Source organism: Pseudomonas aphyarum, assembly GCF_028657055.1.
Classification (GTDB): Bacteria; Pseudomonadota; Gammaproteobacteria; order Pseudomonadales; family Pseudomonadaceae; genus Aquipseudomonas; species Aquipseudomonas aphyarum.
Window position 1 is genome coordinate 125,947 of record NZ_JAMDGS010000004.1, and the last position, 20,172, is coordinate 146,118.

Sequence of the window (20,172 nt, forward strand, 5' to 3'; positions counted from 1 at the left end):
CAGGAATTTATCGCGGGAAATTTTTCGACGGGGCTTGCAGGAAGAAGCTCAAGGGAGACAACAAAACGCCACGCGTCCGACAGGAGTCGGCGGCGTGGCGTGAAGTTTACTGCCCGGAGGCAGGCATGGCCGGGATCGGCTCGGAGGGCGGCGGGATGTCCGTCGGGTTGGCCGGCGGCGTGATGGTTTCCGTCGCGGGCGCAGGCTCGGCAACCGGTGCCGGGGTGATCGGCGCGGCTTCGGCCGGCGGTGCTACCGGCTCGGAACTGGCCGGGGTCGCTTCTGCAGGCGCTGGTACCGCAGCGGGCTCGGCGGCCGGCGCTGGGGCCGGGGTCGGTTCAGCTGCAGGGGTGGGAGCCAGCGGAGCCGGCGTCGCCTTGGCTTCCGGCACACCCAGATCGGTCTTCGGTTTTTCGGTGATGTGCGCGGCTTTCTTCGCATCGGCCGGCAGGAACAGCTCGACCAGCGTGAAGAAACGCTCGTAGAACTTCTGCGACGACACGGTTTCGCTGGCGACCTTGACCATCGAATCGTCAGACGAGCCAATCGGCATCGACACCGAGCCCAACACGCCAACCCCGAGGCTGGCCGAGTTGTTGGTCTTCTTCAGCGCGTAGCGATCCTGCAGGGCGTTGGCGAATACGGTGGCGTGATGGCCGGCGCTGCCATCATCGGCGCACACCACGTTGAAGCTGATTTCCAGGTGGGTTTCGCCGGTCTGCTGGAAGCTCTTGTGCCCGCTGACCAGTTTCGGGTCATTGCTGGTGATGATGTAGCCCTGGCTGAGCAACGCTCGGCGGGCCGCTTCGCAACTGGCGGTGTCGGTCACCGGATAATTGCGCGAAAAGGTGCCGGAGTCGTCGAAATTCTCATGCTCGTAGATGGGCTTGTCCTTGGAGCAGCCGGCAGCGGCGGTCAGCAACAACGCCAACCCGATGAAACGCACGGGAATAGAATTCAACATTAAACATCCTGAGGGGAAAACGGTCCGGGGCGTATTGTGCAACAGATCGCTGCCCCGCGGCGTATGGATTAGTGTCTTAAAACAGTTACAACTCTACCGGTCATGGGCGACAGGAAAAAGTCGCGCCGATAAATGATCGATGAACACGCGCAATTTGGCGGTTGCGTGCCGGCTTGATGGCCACAAGACCCAGAACTGCCCGACGTGCTCCAGATGCTCATCGAGCAAGCGCTGCAGGCGACCCTGTTGCTGCGCTTCATGGATCATGAAGTCCGGCAGACAGGCGATGCCCATGCCCGCCAGCGCTGCATGCCGCACGGCTTCGATCGACGTACTCACCAGGCGTGTCGGCAAGGTCGGCTCGGGCGCGCCCTCCTCGCGTTTGAGCGGCCAGGACTCCAGTTTGCCGGTGGCGTGAAACGTATGGCGCAGGCAGGCGTGCTCCGCCAGATAGGACGGGGTCAGCGGAACGCCGCGCTCGCGCAAGTAGGCGGGACTGGCCACCAACACCATGTGAAACTCGCCCAACGGTCGTGCCATCAGTCGCGAGTCTCGCGGTTTACCCGTCCGGATCACCGCGTCGAAACCTTCTTCAACCACATCCACCATGCGATCGGTCAGGTCCAGATCCAGTTCGATCTGCGGGTACAGCGCCATGAACTCGTTCATGACCGGCATCACCAGGTCATGCACTTGCGGCAGGCTGACCCGCAACTTGCCGTGAGGCGCCGCTGCGGCATCGCACAGTTCAAATTCCGCCGCTTCGACCTCCGCGAGGATCTTGCGGCAACGTTCAAGAAACAGCGCGCCCTCGCTGGTCAGCGTGATGCTGCGAGTGGTGCGGTGAAACAACCGCACATTGAGCCGTGCCTCCAGGCGGGCGATGCTTTTGCCGACCGCCGACGAAGACACACCCTGCAAGCGGCCGGCCTCGGTAAAACTGCGGGTTTCCGCCACCTGCACGAACACCGAAATACTGCCCAGGCTGTCCATTCATCCCTCCCTGATTCACGACATTCTTGTCCGAGATGTTCGGAACCCTAACCTGTTTTTCCCGAATGTGCAGCGCCCTACCCTATGGCCTTCGTCTCCTTCGGCAAAATGGAAACCCGCCCATGAACGATGCGCCACTCACTTCCCCCACGCTCGCCGGCACCGTCGAACCCGCAGAGCGATTACCGCTGAGCGCACTGCTCGCACTGGCCACCGCCGGATTCATTACCGTGCTGACCGAGGCAATGCCCGCCGGCCTGCTGCCGCAGATGAGCGCGGGGCTTGATGTCTCTCAGGCATTGATCGGGCAACTGGTGACGCTGTACGCGATCGGTTCGATGCTGGCGGCCATTCCGCTCACCATTGCCACCCGAGGCTGGCGTCGACGCCCGCTGCTGCTGGCGGCCATTGGTGGGTTTGCCATTGCCAACAGCATCACTGCGCTGTCGGAGCTGTACTGGCTGACCCTGATTGCACGCTTGATCGCAGGCGTGTTCGCCGGGCTGCTCTGGGCTCTGCTGGCGGGGTACGCGAGCCGGATGGTCGCACCTCATTTGCAGGGCCGGGCCATTACGGTGGCCATGCTTGGGGCGCCCCTTGCGCTGTCGCTGGGCATTCCGGCAGGGACGCTGCTGGGCACGGCAGTCGGCTGGCGCCTGAGCTTCGCGATCATGACAGGGCTGACGTTGCTGCTGGTGATCTGGGTGCGTTGGCAAGTACCGGACTTTGCCGGTGAACGTGCCGGAAAACGCCTGCCACTGCGTCAGGTGTTTACCTTGCCGGGCGTGCGATCCGTGTTGTTTGTGACCTTGTCCTACGTCGTCGCGCACAACCTTCTGTACACCTACATCGCGCCATTTCTGGAGCCATCGGGACTTGGCGCAGAAATCGACCGGGTGTTGCTGGTATTCGGCCTGGCGTCGGTACTGAGCCTGTGGATTGTCGGCAGCCTGATTGATCGCTGGCTGCGTCAGTTGGCGCTGGTCAGTGCCACGCTGTTCCTGCTATCGGCGATTGCTCTCGGCCTGTGGCGCGAATCGCCGGGCGTGGTCTACACCGCCACCGCCGTCTGGGGTCTGGCGTTCGGCGCGATGCCCTCGCTGTTGCAGACGGCCCTGGCGAAAACCGCCAGGGAGGCTGCCGATACCGCGCAATCGATGCTGGTGACCCTGTGGAATGTCGGCATTGCCGGCGGTGGACTTGCAGGAGGCCTGCTGCTGAACAACCTGGGCGTCGGAAGTTATCCGTGGATTGTCGCGGGTCTGTTGTTGCTGACTCTATATGCGACCATCAATGCCCGGAGCCATGGTTTCCCGAACGCCGGATAACGTGCATAAAAAAGCCCCGGATTTTCATCCGGGGCTCGGGTCTTGCGGCTCAGCCAGGCATCAGAAACGCTTAATGTCGGCTTCGGCTTCCAGCTGCTTGCGGTACGCCGCGAAGTCTTGCTGGCCCACACGCGATGCGAGGAAGCGACGATATTGCGCTTTCTCTTCATCGGTTGGAGCCGCCGCTTCGTTCACGCCGTTCAAGCGCACGATGGTCAGGCTGCCGTCCGCCAGCGTCACGCTGGTGAAGGTCGGCTTGTCCTTCGCGGCCGGTTTCGGCATGCGGAACAACGCTTGCAGCACTGCCGGATCAACGCCTTCCTGAGCGCGGTTCGCCGCTTCAGTGACTTTCCAGCTCTGACCGTCCACCGCCTTGTCCAGCGGGGTCTTGCCATCACGCAGGCTGACGATCAGTTGCTCCGCCTTGGTCTTGGCAGCAGCGCTGGCGTGCTCTTTGGTCAACTGGGCGCGAATGGCGGTGGCCACACTTTCCAGCGGCAATTGAGCAGGCTTCAGATGCTCCTTGGCGCGCAGCACGATCACGGTTTCCGGATCCAGCTCGATGGCGGTGCTGTTGGCACCCTCTTCCAGCACTTCGGTGCTGAACGCGGCAGTCACTACAGCACGGTTGGCTGCAACGCCTTCGCCACCTTCACGGCCGAACGGCTTGGAGGTGTGCACGGTCAGTTTCAGATCCTGCGCTGGCTGTGCCAGGTCGGAGGCTTCGAACGAAGAGTCTTCCAGTTGCTTGGTCGCTTCGACGAAACGCTGCTCGACTTGCTGGGTTTTCAGCTCGCGGGTCAGCTTGTCCTTCAGGCTGGCCAGAGTCGGCACTTCAGGTGCCTCGACACCCAGCAGCTTGATCAGGTGGAAACCGAAGTCGGTGCGAACCGGCTCGGACACCTGATCCTTGTTCAGCGAGTACAGGGCTTTCTCGAAGGCTGGATCGTAAACGCCAGGACCGGCATAACCCAGGTCACCACCGTTGTTGGCCGAGCCCGGATCCTGCGAGAACTCCTTGGCCAGCGCTTCGAATTTCTCGCCCTTGGCCAGACGCGCCTGGACTTCTTCGATCTTCGCCTTGGCCTGAGCTTCGGTGGTCTTGTCGTTGACTTCGATCAGAATGTGCGCCGCACGACGCTGTTCCGACAGGTTGGCGATCTCTTTCTGATACGCCGCCTGCAGGTCTTCGTCCTTGACGGCGACCTGATCGAAGAACGAAGCCTTCTTCAACTCCAGGTAATCGATGACCACTTGATCCGGAGTCATGAATTCCTTGGCGTGCTCGTCGTAGTAAGCCTTGACCTCGTCATCGGTCAGCTTCACGGCCGAAGGGTCAGCCTTGATGTTCAGGGTGGCGAAATCGCGGGTCTGTTTTTCCAGACGGGCGAAGGCCAGCACCTGAGCGTCGGTCACGAAACCGCTGCCCGCCACACCGGCGCGCAGTTGGCCGATCAGCATTTCCTGAGCCAGCATCTGGCGGAACTGCATGCGGCTGTAGCCCAGTTGACGGATCACCTGATCGAAACGGTCGGAGCTGAACTTGCCGTCGACCTGGAATTCAGGCGTCTGCAGGATCACTTGGTCCAGGGCCGCTTCGGAGAAAGCGAATTTCGACTGTTCTGCGCCTTGCAGCAGCAGCTTGCGATCGATCAGACCCTTGAGGGCCGATTCGCGCAGCATTTTTTCGTCCAGCAAGGAAGCGTCGAAATCCTTGCCCAGTTGTTGCATCAGCTGACGGCGTTGCATATCCACCGCCTGGCTCAGCTCGTTCTGGCTGATTTCTTCACCGTTGACCTTGGCCGCCTCATTCTTGTGAGTCGTGGCCTGGAAAATGGCGTCGAAACCGGTCAGAGCCATCAGTGCAACGATGACTCCGATAATGGTCTTGGCAATCCAGCCTTGTGAATTGTCCCTGATATTCTGCAGCATGCGTCCCCCAGAAACGGTTGAACTTCAAAATTAGGCAACCGTGGAGCGTGGGTAGAATCCGGATAGAAGAAAGGCGCATCCGAGGATGCGCCTTCTCGTAACTGGCGGAGCGGACAGGGCTCGAACCCTCGATCCCGGTGTGACAGGCAGCTATTCCAACCGCCTGCTCTACCGCTCCGCTGCCAAGTCAGGCATGACCCCGACCCGGATGGGTAAAAACCTGAATCAAACTTAGTTGACGGCTTCTTTCAGGGCTTTACCGGCTTTGAAACCTGGCTTTTTGGCTGCCGCGATTTCCAGAGTCTTGCCGGTCTGTGGGTTACGACCGATACGAGCTGGACGATCAGTTACGGAGAAAGTACCGAAACCAACCAGAACAACGGAGTCGCCAGCCTTGAGAGCGCCAGTGACGGATTCGATTACAGCGTCCAGCGCACGGCCAGCAGCAGCTTTCGGGATATCAGCGGATGCAGCGATAGCATCAATCAGTTCCGACTTGTTCACTCTAAGTCCCCTTATATCTATTTGAGTATGATTCTAAGTTTTTTGGTGAAAGCAAAAACGAGTGCTGAATGGCCTACAGACACTTAAGAGCCGCTTTATAACAAGGGCTCTAAAAAGCTGTCAAGGAAGCCCCCCAGGCAAAAGCGTATTAATGCGTGCTAATTCTTTCCTTAGAGTCAGACTCACGTTTTTCGTCCTTGGCAACTATCTCCGGAGCCACATCCGGCAAGGGCTCCGGCGCGTATTGCAGCGCAATTTGCAGGACCTCGTCAATCCATTTAACCGGTTTGATCTGCAGATCCTGCTTGATATTGTCAGGAATCTCCTTCAGATCGCGCACGTTCTCTTCCGGAATAATCACTGTCTTGATTCCGCCACGGTGAGCGGCCAGCAGTTTTTCCTTCAGACCGCCAATGGCAAGGACTTGACCACGCAGGGTGATCTCGCCGGTCATGGCGACATCGGCACGCACAGGAATACCCGTCAAAGCCGACACCAGCGCAGTACACATGCCTACACCGGCGCTCGGGCCGTCTTTCGGCGTAGCGCCTTCCGGCATGTGGATGTGCGTGTCGCGCTTCTCGTGGAAGTCCAGGGGAATGCCCAGGCTCTTGGCACGGCTGCGCACCACGGTCAGGGCCGCAGTGATCGATTCGACCATTACGTCACCCAGCGAACCGGTCTTGATCAGTTGACCTTTACCCGGCACCACAGCGGCTTCGATGGTCAGCAGTTCGCCGCCCACCTGAGTCCAGGCCAGGCCGGTCACTTGACCGATCTGATCCTGCTGCTCGGCCAGACCGTAGCGGAACTTGCGTACGCCGAGGAAATGCTCCAGCAGATCAGCTGTCACTTTTACCGAGAAGCGTTTTTCCAGCGCGTGCTCTTTGACCGCCTTGCGGCAGACCTTGGCAATCTGCCGCTCGAGGCCACGCACACCGGCTTCGCGAGTGTAGTAACGGATGATGTCGCGGATCGCTTCTTCGTCGAATTCCAGCTCGCCCTTCTTCAGGCCGTTGGCTGCAATCTGCTTCGGCGACAGGTACTTGACCGCGATGTTGATCTTCTCGTCTTCGGTGTAGCCTGGCAGACGAATGACTTCCATCCGGTCCAGCAGCGCCGGCGGAATGTTCATCGAGTTCGAGGTGCACAGGAACATCACGTCCGAGAGGTCGTAATCGACTTCCAGATAGTGGTCGTTGAAGTTGTGGTTCTGCTCAGGATCGAGCACTTCCAGCAACGCCGACGCCGGGTCGCCACGCATGTCGCTGCCCATTTTGTCGATTTCATCGAGCAGGAACAGCGGGTTGCGCACACCCACTTTTGTCATCTTTTGAATCAATCTTCCTGGCATCGAACCGATGTAAGTCCGACGGTGACCACGGATTTCCGCTTCATCACGCACGCCACCGAGGGCCATGCGCACAAATTTGCGGTTGGTGGCATGAGCGATCGACTCGGCCAGCGAGGTTTTACCCACGCCCGGAGGACCGACCAGGCACAACACCGGGCCACGGATTTTTTTTACGCGTTTCTGCACGGCGAGGTATTCAAGGATGCGTTCCTTGACCTCTTCGAGGCCGTAGTGATCGGCGTCGAGAATGTCTTCGGCACGGGCCAGGTCCAGACGCACTTTGCTCTGAGCCTTCCACGGCACCTGAACCAGCCAGTCGATGTACGAGCGCACCACGGTGGCTTCGGCGGACATCGGCGACATCTGTTTGAGCTTGTTCAGCTCGGCAGTGGCCTTGGCCAGGGCATCTTTAGGCAGACCGGCAGCGTCGATACGCTTTTTCAGGTCTTCGATTTCGTTGTGGCCTTCGTCGCTGTCGCCGAGTTCTTTCTGAATGGCCTTCATCTGCTCATTCAGGTAGTACTCGCGCTGACTGCGCTCCATTTGCTTTTTGACGCGGCCACGAATGCGTTTTTCGACTTGCAGCAGGTCGATCTCGGCGTCCAGCAAGGCCAGAACGTGCTCGACCCGGGCCGACAAATCGATAATTTCGAGGATTTCCTGCTTCTGCTCGATCTTCAGCGCCATGTGCGCGGCCATGGTGTCTACCAGGCGGCCAGGCTCGTCGATGCTGTTGAGCGACGACAGGACTTCAGCCGGGACTTTCTTGCCCAGCTGCACATATTGTTCGAACTGCGACAGCAGGCTGCGCACGAACACTTCGGATTCGCGCTCGGCGGCGTCGACTTCGTCGATCAGCGACACTTCGGCACGGCAGTGGCCATCGACTTCGCTGAAGCGCTCGACAGCGCCACGCTGCTCGCCCTCGACCAGAACCTTGACGGTGCCGTCCGGCAGTTTCAGCAGTTGCAGAACAGTGGCGATGGTACCTACGCGATAGAGAGCTTCTTCACCGGGATCATCGTCAGCCGGGTTTCTCTGGGCCAGCAGCAGGATCTGCTTGTCGCCCGTCATCGCGGCCTCGAGGGCTTCGATGGATTTCTCGCGCCCCACGAACAGCGGGATAACCATGTGCGGATACACAACGACATCACGCAATGGCAGGAGAGGCAATTCGATGGTGGTCTTCATGATTTCGCCTCTACGGCGGCCATATGGCCGTAATCAGATGGAATTAAGCTTGAAACCAAGATGGGGGCTGACTTGAAAAAAAACAAGCGCAAAGCGGATGTAAAAAACGACATAAAAAAAAAGAGGCCCGAAGGCCCCTTCTTTGTTCCGGCAGACCGGGCGCTTACGCGTCCGGTGCAGCCTTGGCAGCCGGCTCACTGTTTTCGTAGATATACAGTGGCTTGGACTTGCCTTCGATCACGCTTTCATCGATCACGACTTTGCTCACCTCTGACTGCGAGGGGATTTCGTACATCGTGTCGAGCAGCACACCTTCGAGAATCGAACGCAGGCCACGGGCACCGGTTTTACGTTCCAGGGCACGCTTGGCGACCGATTTCAGCGCGTCGGAACGGAATTCCAGATCCACGCCTTCCATCTCGAACAGCTTGGCATACTGTTTGGTCAGGGCATTTTTCGGCTCGGTGAGAATCTGCATCAGCGCAGCCTCATCCAGCTCGTCCAGCGTCGCAAGAACCGGCAGACGACCGACGAATTCCGGGATCAGACCGAACTTGACCAGATCGTCAGGCTCGACTTCACGCAGGGATTCACCGACTTTCTTGCCTTCTTCCTTGCTGCGCACTTCTGCGTTGAAACCGATGCCACCCTTGGTGGAACGGTTCTGAATGACCTTCTCCAGACCGGAGAATGCGCCACCGCAGATGAACAGGATGTTACGGGTATCAACCTGAAGGAATTCCTGCTGCGGATGCTTGCGACCACCTTGCGGCGGAACGGAAGCGACCGTGCCTTCGATCAGCTTGAGCAAGGCCTGCTGCACGCCTTCACCGGAAACGTCCCGGGTAATCGACGGGTTGTCGGACTTGCGCGAAATCTTGTCGATTTCGTCGATGTAGACAATGCCCATCTGGGCTTTCTCTACGTCGTAATCGCACTTCTGCAGCAGCTTCTGAATGATGTTCTCGACGTCTTCACCCACATAACCCGCCTCGGTGAGGGTGGTTGCGTCGGCGATGGTGAACGGAACGTTCAGCAAGCGGGCCAGGGTTTCGGCCAGCAGGGTTTTACCGGAGCCTGTCGGGCCGATCAGCAGGATGTTGCTCTTGCCGAGTTCGACGTCGTCAGCCTTTTTGTCACGCTGGTTCAGACGCTTGTAGTGGTTGTACACCGCTACTGCCAGAACCTTTTTGGCACGTTCCTGACCAATTACATACTGATCAAGGATGCCGCTGATTTCTTTAGGCGAAGGCAATTTATGCGCGCTGCTTTCGGCCTGTGCTTCCTGCACCTCCTCGCGGATGATGTCATTGCACAGGTCGACGCACTCGTCGCAGATAAAGACCGAGGGGCCGGCAATCAATTTGCGCACTTCATGCTGGCTTTTGCCACAGAAGGAGCAATAGAGCAGCTTGCCGTTGTCCTCGCCGTTGCGGGTGTCAGTCATTCGTTCGATCCAAATCCGATAGGCTTGCAACACAAGATGAAGGCTATTGCGGGCTTTTTCAAGCCCGCCGCTGATCAGACGCGCCGACCAAGCCTATTTTGAGCTGCTTATTTTTAAGCTGGGCGCTGGTTGATCACTTCGTCGATCAGACCGTATTCCTTCGCAGCTTCTGCACTCATGAAGTTGTCGCGGTTGGTGTCGCGCTCGATTTCTTCAAGCGTACGGCCGCTGTGCTTGGCCATCAGCGTGTTCAGACGCTCGCGGATGAAGAGGATTTCCTTGGCATGGATTTCGATGTCCGATGCCTGGCCCTGGAAACCGCCCAGTGGCTGGTGAATCATCACGCGCGAGTTCGGCAGGCAGAAACGCTTGCCAGGTGCACCGGCGGTCAGCAGGAATGCGCCCATGCTGCACGCCTGACCGATACAGGTAGTCGATACGTTTGGCTTGATGAACTGCATGGTGTCGTAGATCGACATGCCCGCTGTCACCGAACCGCCCGGGGAGTTGATGTAAAGATGGATGTCCTTGTCCGGGTTTTCCGCTTCAAGGAACAGCAATTGCGCGCAAATCAGGTTGGCCATGTAGTCCTCTACAGGACCCACCAGAAAAATTACTCGTTCCTTGAGAAGACGCGAGTAGATGTCATAGGCGCGCTCGCCACGAGCAGATTGCTCGACAACCATCGGGACCAGGCCGCCAGCGGCCTGGATATCAGAGTTCTGCTGAATATAGGAATTACGGAACATGCTCTGCAGTCACTCCCAAATAGTCATGTCTTGAATACGCATAAGCCAGCTCGAAGGCTGGCTTATGGTGTGTGCTTCTAACGCAAAAACAATCAGTCGGCTTTTGGAGCTTCTACCGGCTTGACCGCTTCTTCGTAAGAGACCGATTTGTCGGTCACGCTAGCTTTCTGCAGAACAGTATCCACAACTTGTTCTTCCAGCACAACCGAACGAACTTCGTTCAGTTGCTGCTCGTTCTTGTAGTACCAGGACACGACCTGCTCAGGCTCTTGGTAAGCCGAAGCCATTTCCTGAATCATTTCGCGAACGCGGGCTTCGTCTGGCTTCAGGTCGAACTGCTTGACCACTTCAGCCACGATCAGACCCAGTACAACGCGACGCTTGGCTTGTTCTTCGAACAGCTCGGCCGGCAGTTGGTCTGGCTTGATGTTGCCGCCGAACTGCTGAACAGCCTGCACGCGCAGACGGTCAACTTCGTTGGACAGCAGAGCCTTAGGCACTTCGATCGGGTTGGTGGCCAGCAGACCATCCATTACCTGATTCTTGACCTTGGATTTGATCGCCTGACGCAGTTCACGCTCCATGTTCTTGCGAACTTCGGTGCGGAAACCGTCGATGCCGCTTTCCTTGATGCCGAATTGAGCGAAGAACTCTTCGTTCAGCTCAGGCAGTTTTGGCTCGGAAACGGTGTTTACAGTCACGGTGAACTCGGCGGTTTTGCCAGCCAGGTCCAGGTTCTGATAGTCCTCTGGGAAGGTCAGGTTCAGAACGCGCTCTTCGCCGGCTTTAGCGCCGACCAGGCCTTCTTCGAAGCCAGGAATCATGCGGCCGGAACCCAGCACCAGCTGAGTGCCCTTGGCGGAACCGCCAGCGAATACTTCGCCGTCAACCTTGCCAACGAAATCGATGTTCAGCTGGTCTTCGTTCTGGGCAGCGCGATCGGCCACTTCGAAACGGGTGTTCTGCTTGCGCAGGATGTCCAGCATCTTGTCCAGATCGGCGTCAGCCACGTCAGCGCTCAGACGCTCGACGGTGATGCCTTCGAAGCCGGCAACGGTGAACTCAGGGAACACTTCGAATACGGCTACGTATTCCAGGTCTTTGCCAGCTTCGAGCGATTTTGGCTCGATCGATGGCGAACCGGCCGGGTTCAGCTTTTGCTCAACCACAGCTTCGTAGAAGGAGGACTGGATCACGTCGCCGATCGCTTCCTGGCGCGCATCAGCACCGAAACGGCGCTTGATTTCGCTCATCGGCACTTTGCCTGGACGGAAGCCAGCAATCTTGGCCTTTTGGGCAGTCTGCTGCAGACGCTTGTTGACCTGAGTCTCGATGCGCTCAGCCGGCACGGTGATGCTCATGCGGCGCTCAAGAGCAGTAGTATTTTCAACAGAAACTTGCATGGATATTCCTCGTTGCACAGACGTTAGCCGGCCGTTTCCGACCCAAGAATCAAGGGCAAGCATTCTAGTAGGTCAAACTCAAGAAGTCACCCTACTGAAAACGGGTAAAAAAACAGCAGGCCATTTGAAGGCGGGGACAAACGGTTGCGCCTCGCCCTGTTAGCAAATACAGCCAATTCAAGCCAGGGCTCTGCGCCAACCTCTTCTATATATAGAGGCGGTTGAATCATCTCCCTGACAGCCGACCTCGCAAGCAAGGCCGGCGGGCAGCGCAGCATCATCGAGCAACATTGATACGACGAAGCACCCTGCCCTGCGACCCGAAACCTGCAGCCGCCAAAATCCGAAACCGTAAAACAAAAAAGGCGCCAGACTGTTAAATCTGGCGCCTTTCGGAATATGGGGTGGACGATGGGGATCGAACCCACGACAACGGGAGTCACAATCCCGTGCTCTACCAACTGAGCTACGCCCACCATATTGCGTGCCAAAGAAGCCAAACAACTTCTTTGTAGAACTTCACCCGGCCAACGGCATGAATGAAGCTTTGATTGGTGCGGATGAAGAGACTCGAACTCTTACGCCTCGCGGCGCTGGAACCTAAATCCAGTGTGTCTACCAATTCCACCACATCCGCAGATGAAGCTTTTTAAAGCAAAGGCGCCAGACTGTTACATCTGGCGCCTTTCGAAATATGGGGTGGACGATGGGGATCGAACCCACGACAACGGGAGTCACAATCCCGTGCTCTACCAACTGAGCTACGCCCACCATATCGCGTTACTTGTGCCAAAGCTGCCTAATGGCGCACCCGGCAGGACTCGAACCTGCGACCATCCGCTTAGAAGGCGGATGCTCTATCCAGCTGAGCTACGGGCGCCTTGTTAGCTGTACCCTTGGAGGACTACAAACTAAGTGCTTTCCAGTCTCGCAAAACGTTGATTTCGCTCGACCTTCTTAACCAGTGCTAGGCTGTGCCCGACAAGTGCGACGAATAGTATAGAGCGACCTGCAGGTCGTCAAATCCTTTTTAAAAAAAATTCATTTAATTAAAGGGCTTAGGGGAATTTGCTGACCAAGCGCCTTTGCCCTCACCGTCTGACATGCGAGAATGCGTTCTCTTTTTTTCCCCTCTCGATGGTTAATCACGCGCAATGACTGCACAACTAATCGACGGCAAATCAATCGCCGCCAGCCTGCGCCAGCAGATCGCCCAACGGGTAGCCGAACGTCGCGAGCAAGGCTTGCGCACTCCCGGCCTCGCGGTGATCCTGGTCGGCAGCGATCCTGCCTCTCAGGTTTATGTCTCGCACAAGCGTAAAGACTGTGAAGAGGTCGGCTTCCTCTCTCAAGCCTACGACCTGCCTTCCGAAACCACTCAGGAAGCACTGACCGATCTGATCGATCGACTGAACGACGACCCGGCAATCGACGGCGTTCTGCTTCAACTTCCTCTGCCAGAGCACCTGGACGCCTCGAAACTGCTGGAGCGCATCCGCCCGGACAAGGACGTCGACGGTTTCCATCCTTATAACGTCGGCCGTCTGGCCCAGCGCATTCCGCTGCTGCGCCCGTGCACCCCGAAGGGCATCATGACCCTGCTGGAAAGCACTGGTGCCGATCTGTACGGGATGGACGCAGTGGTTGTCGGCGCGTCCAACATCGTCGGTCGCCCGATGGCAATGGAACTGTTGCTGGCCGGTTGCACCGTAACCGTCACCCACCGCTTCACCAAGGATTTGGCCGGCCACGTCGGCCGCGCCGATCTGGTGGTCGTGGCCGCCGGCAAGCCGGGCCTGGTCAAGGGTGAGTGGATCAAGGAAGGCGCGATCGTGATCGACGTCGGCATCAACCGTCAGGACGACGGCAAACTGGTCGGTGACGTTGTGTACGAAACCGCCCTGCCCCGCGCCGGCTGGATCACTCCGGTACCGGGCGGCGTCGGTCCGATGACCCGCGCCTGCCTGCTGGAAAACACCCTCTACGCGGCAGAAACCCTGCACGCCTGAGTCGCGTTTTCCGCACTCCGAGAACCCCGCCTTGTGCGGGGTTTTTCATGCCCTCGAAAAAACCTTTACCGTTCGCCGGAAACCCCTATTTTTACAGGGCTTTTCACGACTTTTTCATGCCCGTCAAACAACCATCGACAGTTCTTCAGCCATACTCCTAAAATGCGTCGTTTTTACGACACAGGCCGTTACAAAATACGGCATTTCCAACCTTCATGAGTTCGCCCGCGTGAATATTCGTCTGTCCATCCTGAGCCTGGTTTTTGCATTTTCAGGCACGCTCCTCACGCCAACGGTCAACGCCGCCGAAACTACCGCTGCCCCTCGAGACGCTTCGCAATTGAAGATCGCGTCCGGCAGCGCCCTGCTGATGGATCTGCAGACCAACAAAGTCATTTATTCCAGCAACCCGGACGTGGTGGTGCCCATCGCTTCCGTGAGCAAATTGATGACCGGTTTGGTAGTGGTCGAAGCGCACCAGAACATGGACGAATGGATTGACGTCGACATCAGCCGCACACCCGAAATGAAAGGCGTGTTTTCACGCGTCAAACTGCGAAGTGAACTGCCTCGCCGAGAGATGCTGCTGATTGCCCTGATGTCCTCGGAAAACCGCGCCGCCGCCAGCCTGGCTCACCACTACCCGGGCGGTTACGCGGCATTCATCGCCGCGATGAACGCCAAGGCCAAGGCGCTGGGCATGACCAGCACGCATTTTGTGGAACCCACCGGCCTGTCGGAGCGCAACGTTTCCACCGCCCGCGACCTGAGCAAGTTGCTGGTGGCCGCGCACAAACAGCCGCTGCTCATCGAGCTGACCACCACCAAGGAAAAGACCGTCTCGTTCCGCAAACCCAATTACACCCTGGGTTTCCGTAACACCGACCATCTGGTCAACAAGGCCGACTGGGATATCCGCATCACCAAGACCGGCTTCACCAACCCGGCCGGCCACTGCCTGGTGCTGGTGACCCGCATGGCCAACCGCCCGGTCGCTCTGGTGATTCTCGACGCGTTCGGTAAATACACTCACTTTGCCGATGCCAGCCGCATCCGCAGCTGGGTGGAAACCGGCAAGAGCGCCAACGTCCCGGCCGTGGCTCAGCAATACAAGGCCGACAAGAACCTCAAGAGTCGCCAAAGCGGCGTGATCGAAGCCTCCAAGTAATCCGTCACCCATGAAAAAGCCCCGAATCGTCGGGGCTTTTTCATTTATGGGCTCAGTCGTTGGGCAACGGCATCTTGTCGTCATCGGGAATGCCGTCACCGGCGCTCGGGTCGCGCGAATGCTCTGGCGTGACCACCGCCGGACGCGCCAGTGGATCGCGCATGGGGCTGTCCGGATCCAGGACCGGATCAACTTCCGGCTCAGGCGTTGTGGGCACACTGTCAGGCTTGTGGTCGTCGAAACTCGAATCGGTACTCATACGCACCTCGCTTCAAGGCTTGAGATCAGCCAAGGGATCGTAAGGCTTGGCCGGACGCTTGGGATCATCGCCCGGACGCACATCCTTCGGCGCCTTCGCCGGGCCGACGGGATCGACTTGTGGATCGTCCAGATCCGGCGAGTCCGGATCGAAACCCAGGTCATCGCCACTGCCATGCTCGGACGAATGCGGCCCGCTGGGTGAAGGTGGAATTGCCATGTTCGCCTCCTGAACCGGCCGGAAAATACCGGACGCTACAGTTCAGAAACGCGCGATCCACGAGGGTGCCCGACAAGCGACGAACGGAACCTCAGTGCGCCGCCAGCGCCTTCCTCGCCTGCGCCGCTTCCCGCTCCTGCCCGGCCTGGGCCAATGCATCGGCAGCCTTGAGCCAGCGCTGTTGATCGACCGCTGCCGGAATTTGCGTCGGTTTCTGGATCAACACTGCCCATCCACCAGACTTTTCCAGGGCCGACTCGAACGAGCTGAAGCTCATCAATTCACGGCGATTCATCCCCGCGCGCAGCAGCACCTTCTGCTTCAAGCGATCGTAGCCGGAAAGGATCGCGTAGCGTGGCTCCGCCCAAAACGCCGAACCTTCGCTGAAACGCACCATCACCGGATACCCCGCCGCCACTTGGGTCAGCAGCGCTGGCAGGTTGCTGTCCAGCGGATACACGACCATCCCATACTCACGCGCAAGGCTCTGCAGATTCTGCTGCAACTTGTCCTCGGCGCCCGGCAAGTGCAGCGGTTTTTCCAGCAAACCCGGGGTGATCACGATGCCCTGCTGCGACAGCAGGCTGGCCAGCACTTGCGGCCCGCTTTGATAGGCCTCACCCCGATAGAAGGTGCCGCTGAGCTCGACCCGCTCCGGCAGGCGCTTGACCTCCGGCGCCACACTGCCCGCACACCCCACCAATGCTGTCACGCAACCGGCCACCAGCAGCGCCGCGCGAATCCGGGAAAATAGCTGCACCATCGTCACTCTCTTGATCAGTTACCGGTCATCGTGTTCCGGCTTGGTCGAGGATCATAGGACGGCGCCACGCTGCGGTATAGCCCAAAGCGGCAGATGCATCGGCTGCATAGAGCGAACTGATTGGTCACCACCGACCTTTGGTCAATAGCCTGAAACACGCCAGCGACTAGACTGTCACTCAGACAAGAGCCAAAGAGCGAGCGCCCGACGCAGGGCAAAGAGGAGGCACAGATGAGCCTGACCATGACCATCGTAATGCTGATTGCCGGCTGGCTGGCCGTTGCCGCCGCCATGCTGTGGGGCGTGTTGCGGATTTCCCGTCGCCATCACCACCCGGTACAACCTGCACCGACCCGGAAGATCGAGAAACACGACGCCCGTCACGCCACCGCGCACTGACTTTCCGTAACCGACACAAACAAAAAGGCCGCCTGGACTCTCGCAAGTTCAGGCGGCCTTTGGTTTTCCAGCGATTACGCTTCGGCAGTCAGTTTCTTCTGCTTGGCGCGGCGCGACATCATGTTCAGCACTTCAATCGAAGCCGAGAACGCCATGGCGGCATACACATAACCTTTCGGTACGTGGGCGCCGAAGCCTTCGGCGATCAGCGTCATGCCGATCATGATCAGGAAGCCCAGAGCCAGCATCACCACCGTCGGGTTGTCGTTGATGAACTTGGCCAGCGGATCAGCCGCAAACAGCATCACCAATACCGAGACAACAACCGCAATCACCATGATCGGCAAGTGTTCGGTCATGCCGACAGCGGTAATGATGCTGTCGATCGAGAACACCATGTCCAGCATCAGGATCTGCCCGATGGCGGCGGCGAAGCCCAGGGTCACCTTAGACGTCGCGGTCTTCGGATCTTCCGGTGCCGGGTCCATGCTGTGATGGATCTCCGTGGTGGCTTTCCACAACAGGAACAGGCCGCCGGCGATCAGGATCATGTCCTTCCAGGAGAACGCGTGGCCGAGGATCTCGATGACCGGCGCGGTCAGCTGAACGATGAACGCGATGGTGCTCAACAGGGCCAGACGCATGATCAGCGCCATGCCGATCCCCAGACGACGGGCCTTCTGCCGGTACTGCTCGGGCAGTTTGTTGGTCAGGATCGAGATAAAGATCAGGTTATCGATGCCAAGCACGATCTCCATCACCACCAGTGTGGCCAAGGCAATCCAGGCGGTCGGGCTGGCGGCGAGTTCTAACAGATATTCCATGGGTCAGTCCTGACTCTGTGTAAGACGGTTTAGATTTCCTGGGAGGACGATTCGGATTTTTCTTCGTCGTCTTTCGGTTCTTTCTTGCTGATCAGATTGCCGGTGGCATCGCTAAGCGCCTCTTCGGCAGCTTTATGCGTGTCGTCGATGGCTTGTTTGGCCGCTTCGGCCGCCTGCCCCATCAGTTGCTGGGCGCTCTTTTCGGCCTGGTCGCAACCGGCCAGTACCAGTAAAGACGCGAACAGCAACGCTGTAGTTTTTAGTTTCATGATGCTTCCCTCGATAGAACAGACAGCGCCGTACAGACCGGCCGTCGATGGCTGGGCATTCTAGGGAGACAAACACTTCAGGAAAATTCGTATTTTTAGCGGCTATACTTCGATTTATACGAACTGTATTTGACGGACCGAACCCCATGCTCAATTACCGACAACTGCATTACTTCTGGGTGGTGGCCAAGACCGGCAGCATCGTGCGCGCCTGCGAGCAACTGAACCTGACGCCGCAAACCATCAGCGGGCAGATTTCCCTGCTCGAACAGACCTACGGCATCGAGTTGTTTCAACGGGTCGGCCGACAATTAGAGCTCACCGAGGCCGGGCGCCAGGCCCTGCCCTACGCCGAGCAAATGTTCCAGCTCGGCGGCGAACTGGAGCTGATGCTGCGCGCCCAGCCCAACGAACAGCAGATCCTGTTCCGGGTCGGCGTGGCGGATGTGGTGCCCAAATCCATCGTCTATCGCCTGATCGCGCCGACCATGGAATTGAGCGAGCCACTGCGCATCACCTGCCGCGAGGACAAACTCGAACGCCTGCTGGCGGATCTGGCGATTCAGCGCCTGGACCTGGTGATCTCCGACAGCCCGATGCCGTCGCACCTGGACATCAAGGGCTACAGCCAGAAACTCGGGGAATGCGGGATCAGCTTCTTTGGCACCGCCGAACTCGCGGCGCAATACGGTCAGGATTTTCCGCGCAGCCTGCACGGTGCGCCGCTGTTGATCCCCGGCGCGGAAACCGTGGTGCGCAGCCGTTTACAGCGCTGGTTCGCCGAGCAGCAGATTCAGCCGAGGATTGTCGGGGAGTTCGATGACAGCGCCTTGATGCAGGCGTTCGGCCAGTCCGGCAGCGGGATTTTCATCGGCCCGAGCGTGATTGCCGATGAGGTGAAGCGCCAGTACGGCGTCGAGTTGATCGGCCAGACCGATGCGGTGAGCGAGTCGTTCTACGCGATCTCGGTGGAGCGCAAGGTCAAGCACCCCGGCATCAAAGCGATTACCGAAGGTGCCCGACGCGAGCTGTTTACAGCGTTTTAAGCCGGCGCGCAGACGTCGCGCGGCTTGAGCACCATCAGCACCATGGCGAGGAAAATCGACAGCAGAATGAACCCGGCAGCGGCAAAGCCCACAAAGCCCAGGCCAGCGCTGTCGATCACTCGACCGCCAATGATTGCGCCCAGACCAATTCCGAGGTTGGCCCCGGCAATGTTCAACGACGCGGCAAAGGCCGGCGCCTCAGGTGCGGCTTTCATCAAGCGCACATGGCTGACCAGAAACAGCGCCGCCTGCGTCACGCCCCAGATACCCATCGCCGCCGCCAGACCCAGCGACGAATTGATGTTCGGCACCAGCGCCACCATCCCCGGGATCATGAACGCGCAGAACATCACCGAGGCCATCAGCGGATGGCGATCCACCGCACGACCGCCCAGCGAGTTACCGATCAGACCAACCGCGCCAAAGCCCATCAGGCACCAGCCGACCACGGTGCCATTGAAGCCCGCCAGACGTTCAAGGATGTCCGCCAGATAGGTGTAGGCGGTGAACATGCCGCTGAACACCAGGATCGACAGCAGCACATGGCCGAGCATCAGCGGACTGCGCAGGATCTTGAACTGCGAAGCGAAACTGACCTGATGCTGGTGCAGGCTGGTTTTCGGCAGATAGACAAACAGCAGCAGCGCCTTGGCGAACGCGATCACCGCCAGAATGGCGAACGCACTGCGCCAGCCGAACGCATCGGAAATCAGCGTGCCGACCGGAATGCCGAACACGGTGGCGCAGACGATGCCGAAGCCGATCTTGGCGATCGCGCGACCGGCGAAGTCCGGGCCGACGATATCCACCGCCGTTTCACTGGCCAGCGCCCAGAACACCGGCAGCCCCAGCGCCGGGATCAACCGGGCAATCGCCATGACCCAGATGTTCGGCGCCAATGCCGCCACGGTATTGGCCAGACCGAACATGATCAGGATGGTGATGAACAGTTTGCGGCGCTCGAAGCGGGCGAAATACGCGGTCAAGAAAGGACCGAACATCGCCACGGTGAAAGCGAATAGAGTCACCAGCAGCCCGGCCTGCGGGATGGTGACGGCCAGGTCGCGGGCAATCGCCGGCAGCAGGCCGACGATGACGAACTCCGTGGTCAGCACCGTGAACCCGGCGGCAGACAACAGAAGGATGGGCAACAGCATGAGGAACTCCAGCAAAACGACGGCACCAGCGCTGACCCGAGGGCCCGCCGGCAGAACTTGAAAATAAGGATGCGCAATATTAACAGAGTGTTTCCCGAGTGACTTGCACAAACCTGTCTAAGTTGCAGAGGGATCCGGTGGCAGATCGTCACAGGTCTGAAGGATCCGGACGACGCTGTGATAAAGTCCGCGCC

19 protein-coding genes and 4 tRNA genes are annotated in these 20,172 nt (G+C 58.8%); 5 read left to right on the plus strand and 18 right to left on the minus strand.

Annotation, left to right across the window (positions count from 1 at the left end; genetic code table 11):
- Window positions 1-106: 106 nt before the first annotated feature.
- Complete coding sequence (locus M5G18_RS06415) at window positions 107-964, minus strand: DUF2242 domain-containing protein (RefSeq protein ID WP_273898966.1); 858 nt, start codon at window positions 962-964, stop codon at window positions 107-109.
- Window positions 965-1,057: 93 nt separating this feature from the next.
- Window positions 1,058-1,957 carry a LysR family transcriptional regulator gene (locus tag M5G18_RS06420; protein ID WP_273898965.1) on the minus strand — a complete coding sequence of 300 codons (900 nt, stop codon included), beginning with the start codon at window positions 1,955-1,957 and terminating at the stop codon, window positions 1,058-1,060.
- A 122-nt stretch (window positions 1,958-2,079) separates the two neighbouring features.
- On the opposite strand from M5G18_RS06420, the gene M5G18_RS06425 reads away from it, so the two are divergent.
- Window positions 2,080-3,285, plus strand: a complete 1,206-nt coding sequence (locus tag M5G18_RS06425) for an MFS transporter (protein ID WP_273898964.1) — start codon at window positions 2,080-2,082, stop codon at window positions 3,283-3,285.
- Window positions 3,286-3,345: 60 nt separating this feature from the next.
- Here the strand turns inward: M5G18_RS06425 and M5G18_RS06430 are convergent, their stop codons facing one another.
- The 10 genes from M5G18_RS06430 to M5G18_RS06475 all read right to left on the minus strand — a co-directional run bounded on the left by M5G18_RS06430 (window position 3,346) and on the right by M5G18_RS06475 (window position 12,745).
- Window positions 3,346-5,217, minus strand: a complete 1,872-nt coding sequence (locus M5G18_RS06430) for a SurA N-terminal domain-containing protein (RefSeq protein WP_273898962.1) — start codon at window positions 5,215-5,217, stop codon at window positions 3,346-3,348.
- 231 nt (window positions 5,218-5,448) lie between these two features.
- On the minus strand, window positions 5,449-5,721 hold the full coding sequence (locus tag M5G18_RS06435; RefSeq protein ID WP_002552737.1) for an HU family DNA-binding protein: 273 nt from the start codon (window positions 5,719-5,721) through the stop codon (window positions 5,449-5,451).
- 148 nt (window positions 5,722-5,869) lie between these two features.
- Window positions 5,870-8,266, minus strand: coding sequence for an endopeptidase La (lon, locus tag M5G18_RS06440; RefSeq protein WP_007951557.1), 2,397 nt, complete (start codon window positions 8,264-8,266; stop codon window positions 5,870-5,872).
- A 163-nt stretch (window positions 8,267-8,429) separates the two neighbouring features.
- Window positions 8,430-9,713, minus strand: a complete 1,284-nt coding sequence (clpX, locus tag M5G18_RS06445; protein WP_007951558.1) for an ATP-dependent Clp protease ATP-binding subunit ClpX — start codon at window positions 9,711-9,713, stop codon at window positions 8,430-8,432.
- 113 nt (window positions 9,714-9,826) lie between these two features.
- Window positions 9,827-10,462: an ATP-dependent Clp endopeptidase proteolytic subunit ClpP gene (gene clpP, locus M5G18_RS06450; RefSeq protein ID WP_007951559.1), complete on the minus strand. Its 636-nt coding sequence runs from the start codon at window positions 10,460-10,462 to the stop codon at window positions 9,827-9,829.
- A 92-nt stretch (window positions 10,463-10,554) separates the two neighbouring features.
- Window positions 10,555-11,865 carry a trigger factor gene (gene tig / locus M5G18_RS06455; protein ID WP_011335037.1) on the minus strand — a complete coding sequence of 437 codons (1,311 nt, stop codon included), beginning with the start codon at window positions 11,863-11,865 and terminating at the stop codon, window positions 10,555-10,557.
- A gap of 400 nt (window positions 11,866-12,265) precedes the next feature.
- A tRNA-His gene (locus M5G18_RS06460) sits at window positions 12,266-12,341 on the minus strand.
- A 76-nt stretch (window positions 12,342-12,417) separates the two neighbouring features.
- Window positions 12,418-12,502: transfer RNA gene (locus M5G18_RS06465), tRNA-Leu, on the minus strand.
- 58 nt (window positions 12,503-12,560) lie between these two features.
- Window positions 12,561-12,636, minus strand: a tRNA-His gene (locus M5G18_RS06470).
- Window positions 12,637-12,668: 32 nt separating this feature from the next.
- Window positions 12,669-12,745 (minus strand) — tRNA-Arg (locus M5G18_RS06475).
- Between the two features lie 274 nt (window positions 12,746-13,019).
- On the opposite strand from M5G18_RS06475, the gene folD reads away from it, so the two are divergent.
- Window positions 13,020-13,874 (plus strand): bifunctional methylenetetrahydrofolate dehydrogenase/methenyltetrahydrofolate cyclohydrolase FolD, encoded by an 855-nt coding sequence (gene folD / locus M5G18_RS06480; protein ID WP_085608325.1) that lies wholly within the window; start codon window positions 13,020-13,022, stop codon window positions 13,872-13,874.
- 229 nt (window positions 13,875-14,103) lie between these two features.
- Window positions 14,104-15,042 carry a D-alanyl-D-alanine endopeptidase gene (pbpG, locus tag M5G18_RS06485; protein WP_007951562.1) on the plus strand — a complete coding sequence of 313 codons (939 nt, stop codon included), beginning with the start codon at window positions 14,104-14,106 and terminating at the stop codon, window positions 15,040-15,042.
- Between the two features lie 52 nt (window positions 15,043-15,094).
- Here pbpG and M5G18_RS06490 read toward each other — a convergent pair whose 3' ends face one another.
- The 3 genes from M5G18_RS06490 to M5G18_RS06500 form a co-directional block, all read right to left on the minus strand.
- Window positions 15,095-15,301, minus strand: a complete 207-nt coding sequence (locus M5G18_RS06490) for a hypothetical protein (protein ID WP_039767620.1) — start codon at window positions 15,299-15,301, stop codon at window positions 15,095-15,097.
- Between the two features lie 12 nt (window positions 15,302-15,313).
- Entirely contained in the window at window positions 15,314-15,520 is a 207-nt protein-coding gene (locus M5G18_RS06495; RefSeq protein WP_273898857.1) for a DUF6021 family protein, read from the minus strand.
- Window positions 15,521-15,611: 91 nt separating this feature from the next.
- Entirely contained in the window at window positions 15,612-16,283 is a 672-nt protein-coding gene (locus tag M5G18_RS06500) for a peptidase C39 family protein (RefSeq protein ID WP_039767624.1), read from the minus strand.
- A 231-nt stretch (window positions 16,284-16,514) separates the two neighbouring features.
- On the opposite strand from M5G18_RS06500, the gene M5G18_RS06505 reads away from it, so the two are divergent.
- Window positions 16,515-16,682, plus strand: a complete 168-nt coding sequence (locus tag M5G18_RS06505) for a hypothetical protein (protein WP_007951566.1) — start codon at window positions 16,515-16,517, stop codon at window positions 16,680-16,682.
- 74 nt (window positions 16,683-16,756) lie between these two features.
- Here the strand turns inward: M5G18_RS06505 and M5G18_RS06510 are convergent, their stop codons facing one another.
- Together M5G18_RS06510 and M5G18_RS06515 are read right to left on the minus strand one after the other, a co-directional pair.
- Complete coding sequence (locus tag M5G18_RS06510; protein WP_085608320.1) at window positions 16,757-17,506, minus strand: TerC family protein; 750 nt, start codon at window positions 17,504-17,506, stop codon at window positions 16,757-16,759.
- A gap of 29 nt (window positions 17,507-17,535) precedes the next feature.
- Complete coding sequence (locus M5G18_RS06515) at window positions 17,536-17,775, minus strand: hypothetical protein (RefSeq protein ID WP_085698988.1); 240 nt, start codon at window positions 17,773-17,775, stop codon at window positions 17,536-17,538.
- A gap of 146 nt (window positions 17,776-17,921) precedes the next feature.
- Here M5G18_RS06515 and nhaR point away from each other — a divergent pair, with 146 nt between their 5' ends.
- On the plus strand, window positions 17,922-18,821 hold the full coding sequence (gene nhaR, locus M5G18_RS06520) for a transcriptional activator NhaR (RefSeq protein WP_273898852.1): 900 nt from the start codon (window positions 17,922-17,924) through the stop codon (window positions 18,819-18,821).
- Here nhaR and M5G18_RS06525 read toward each other — a convergent pair.
- A complete protein-coding gene (locus M5G18_RS06525) occupies window positions 18,818-19,978 on the minus strand; it encodes an MFS transporter (protein WP_007951570.1) in 1,161 nt (386 codons plus the stop codon). The genes nhaR and M5G18_RS06525 overlap by 4 nt on opposite strands.
- Window positions 19,979-20,172 lie beyond the last annotated feature (194 nt).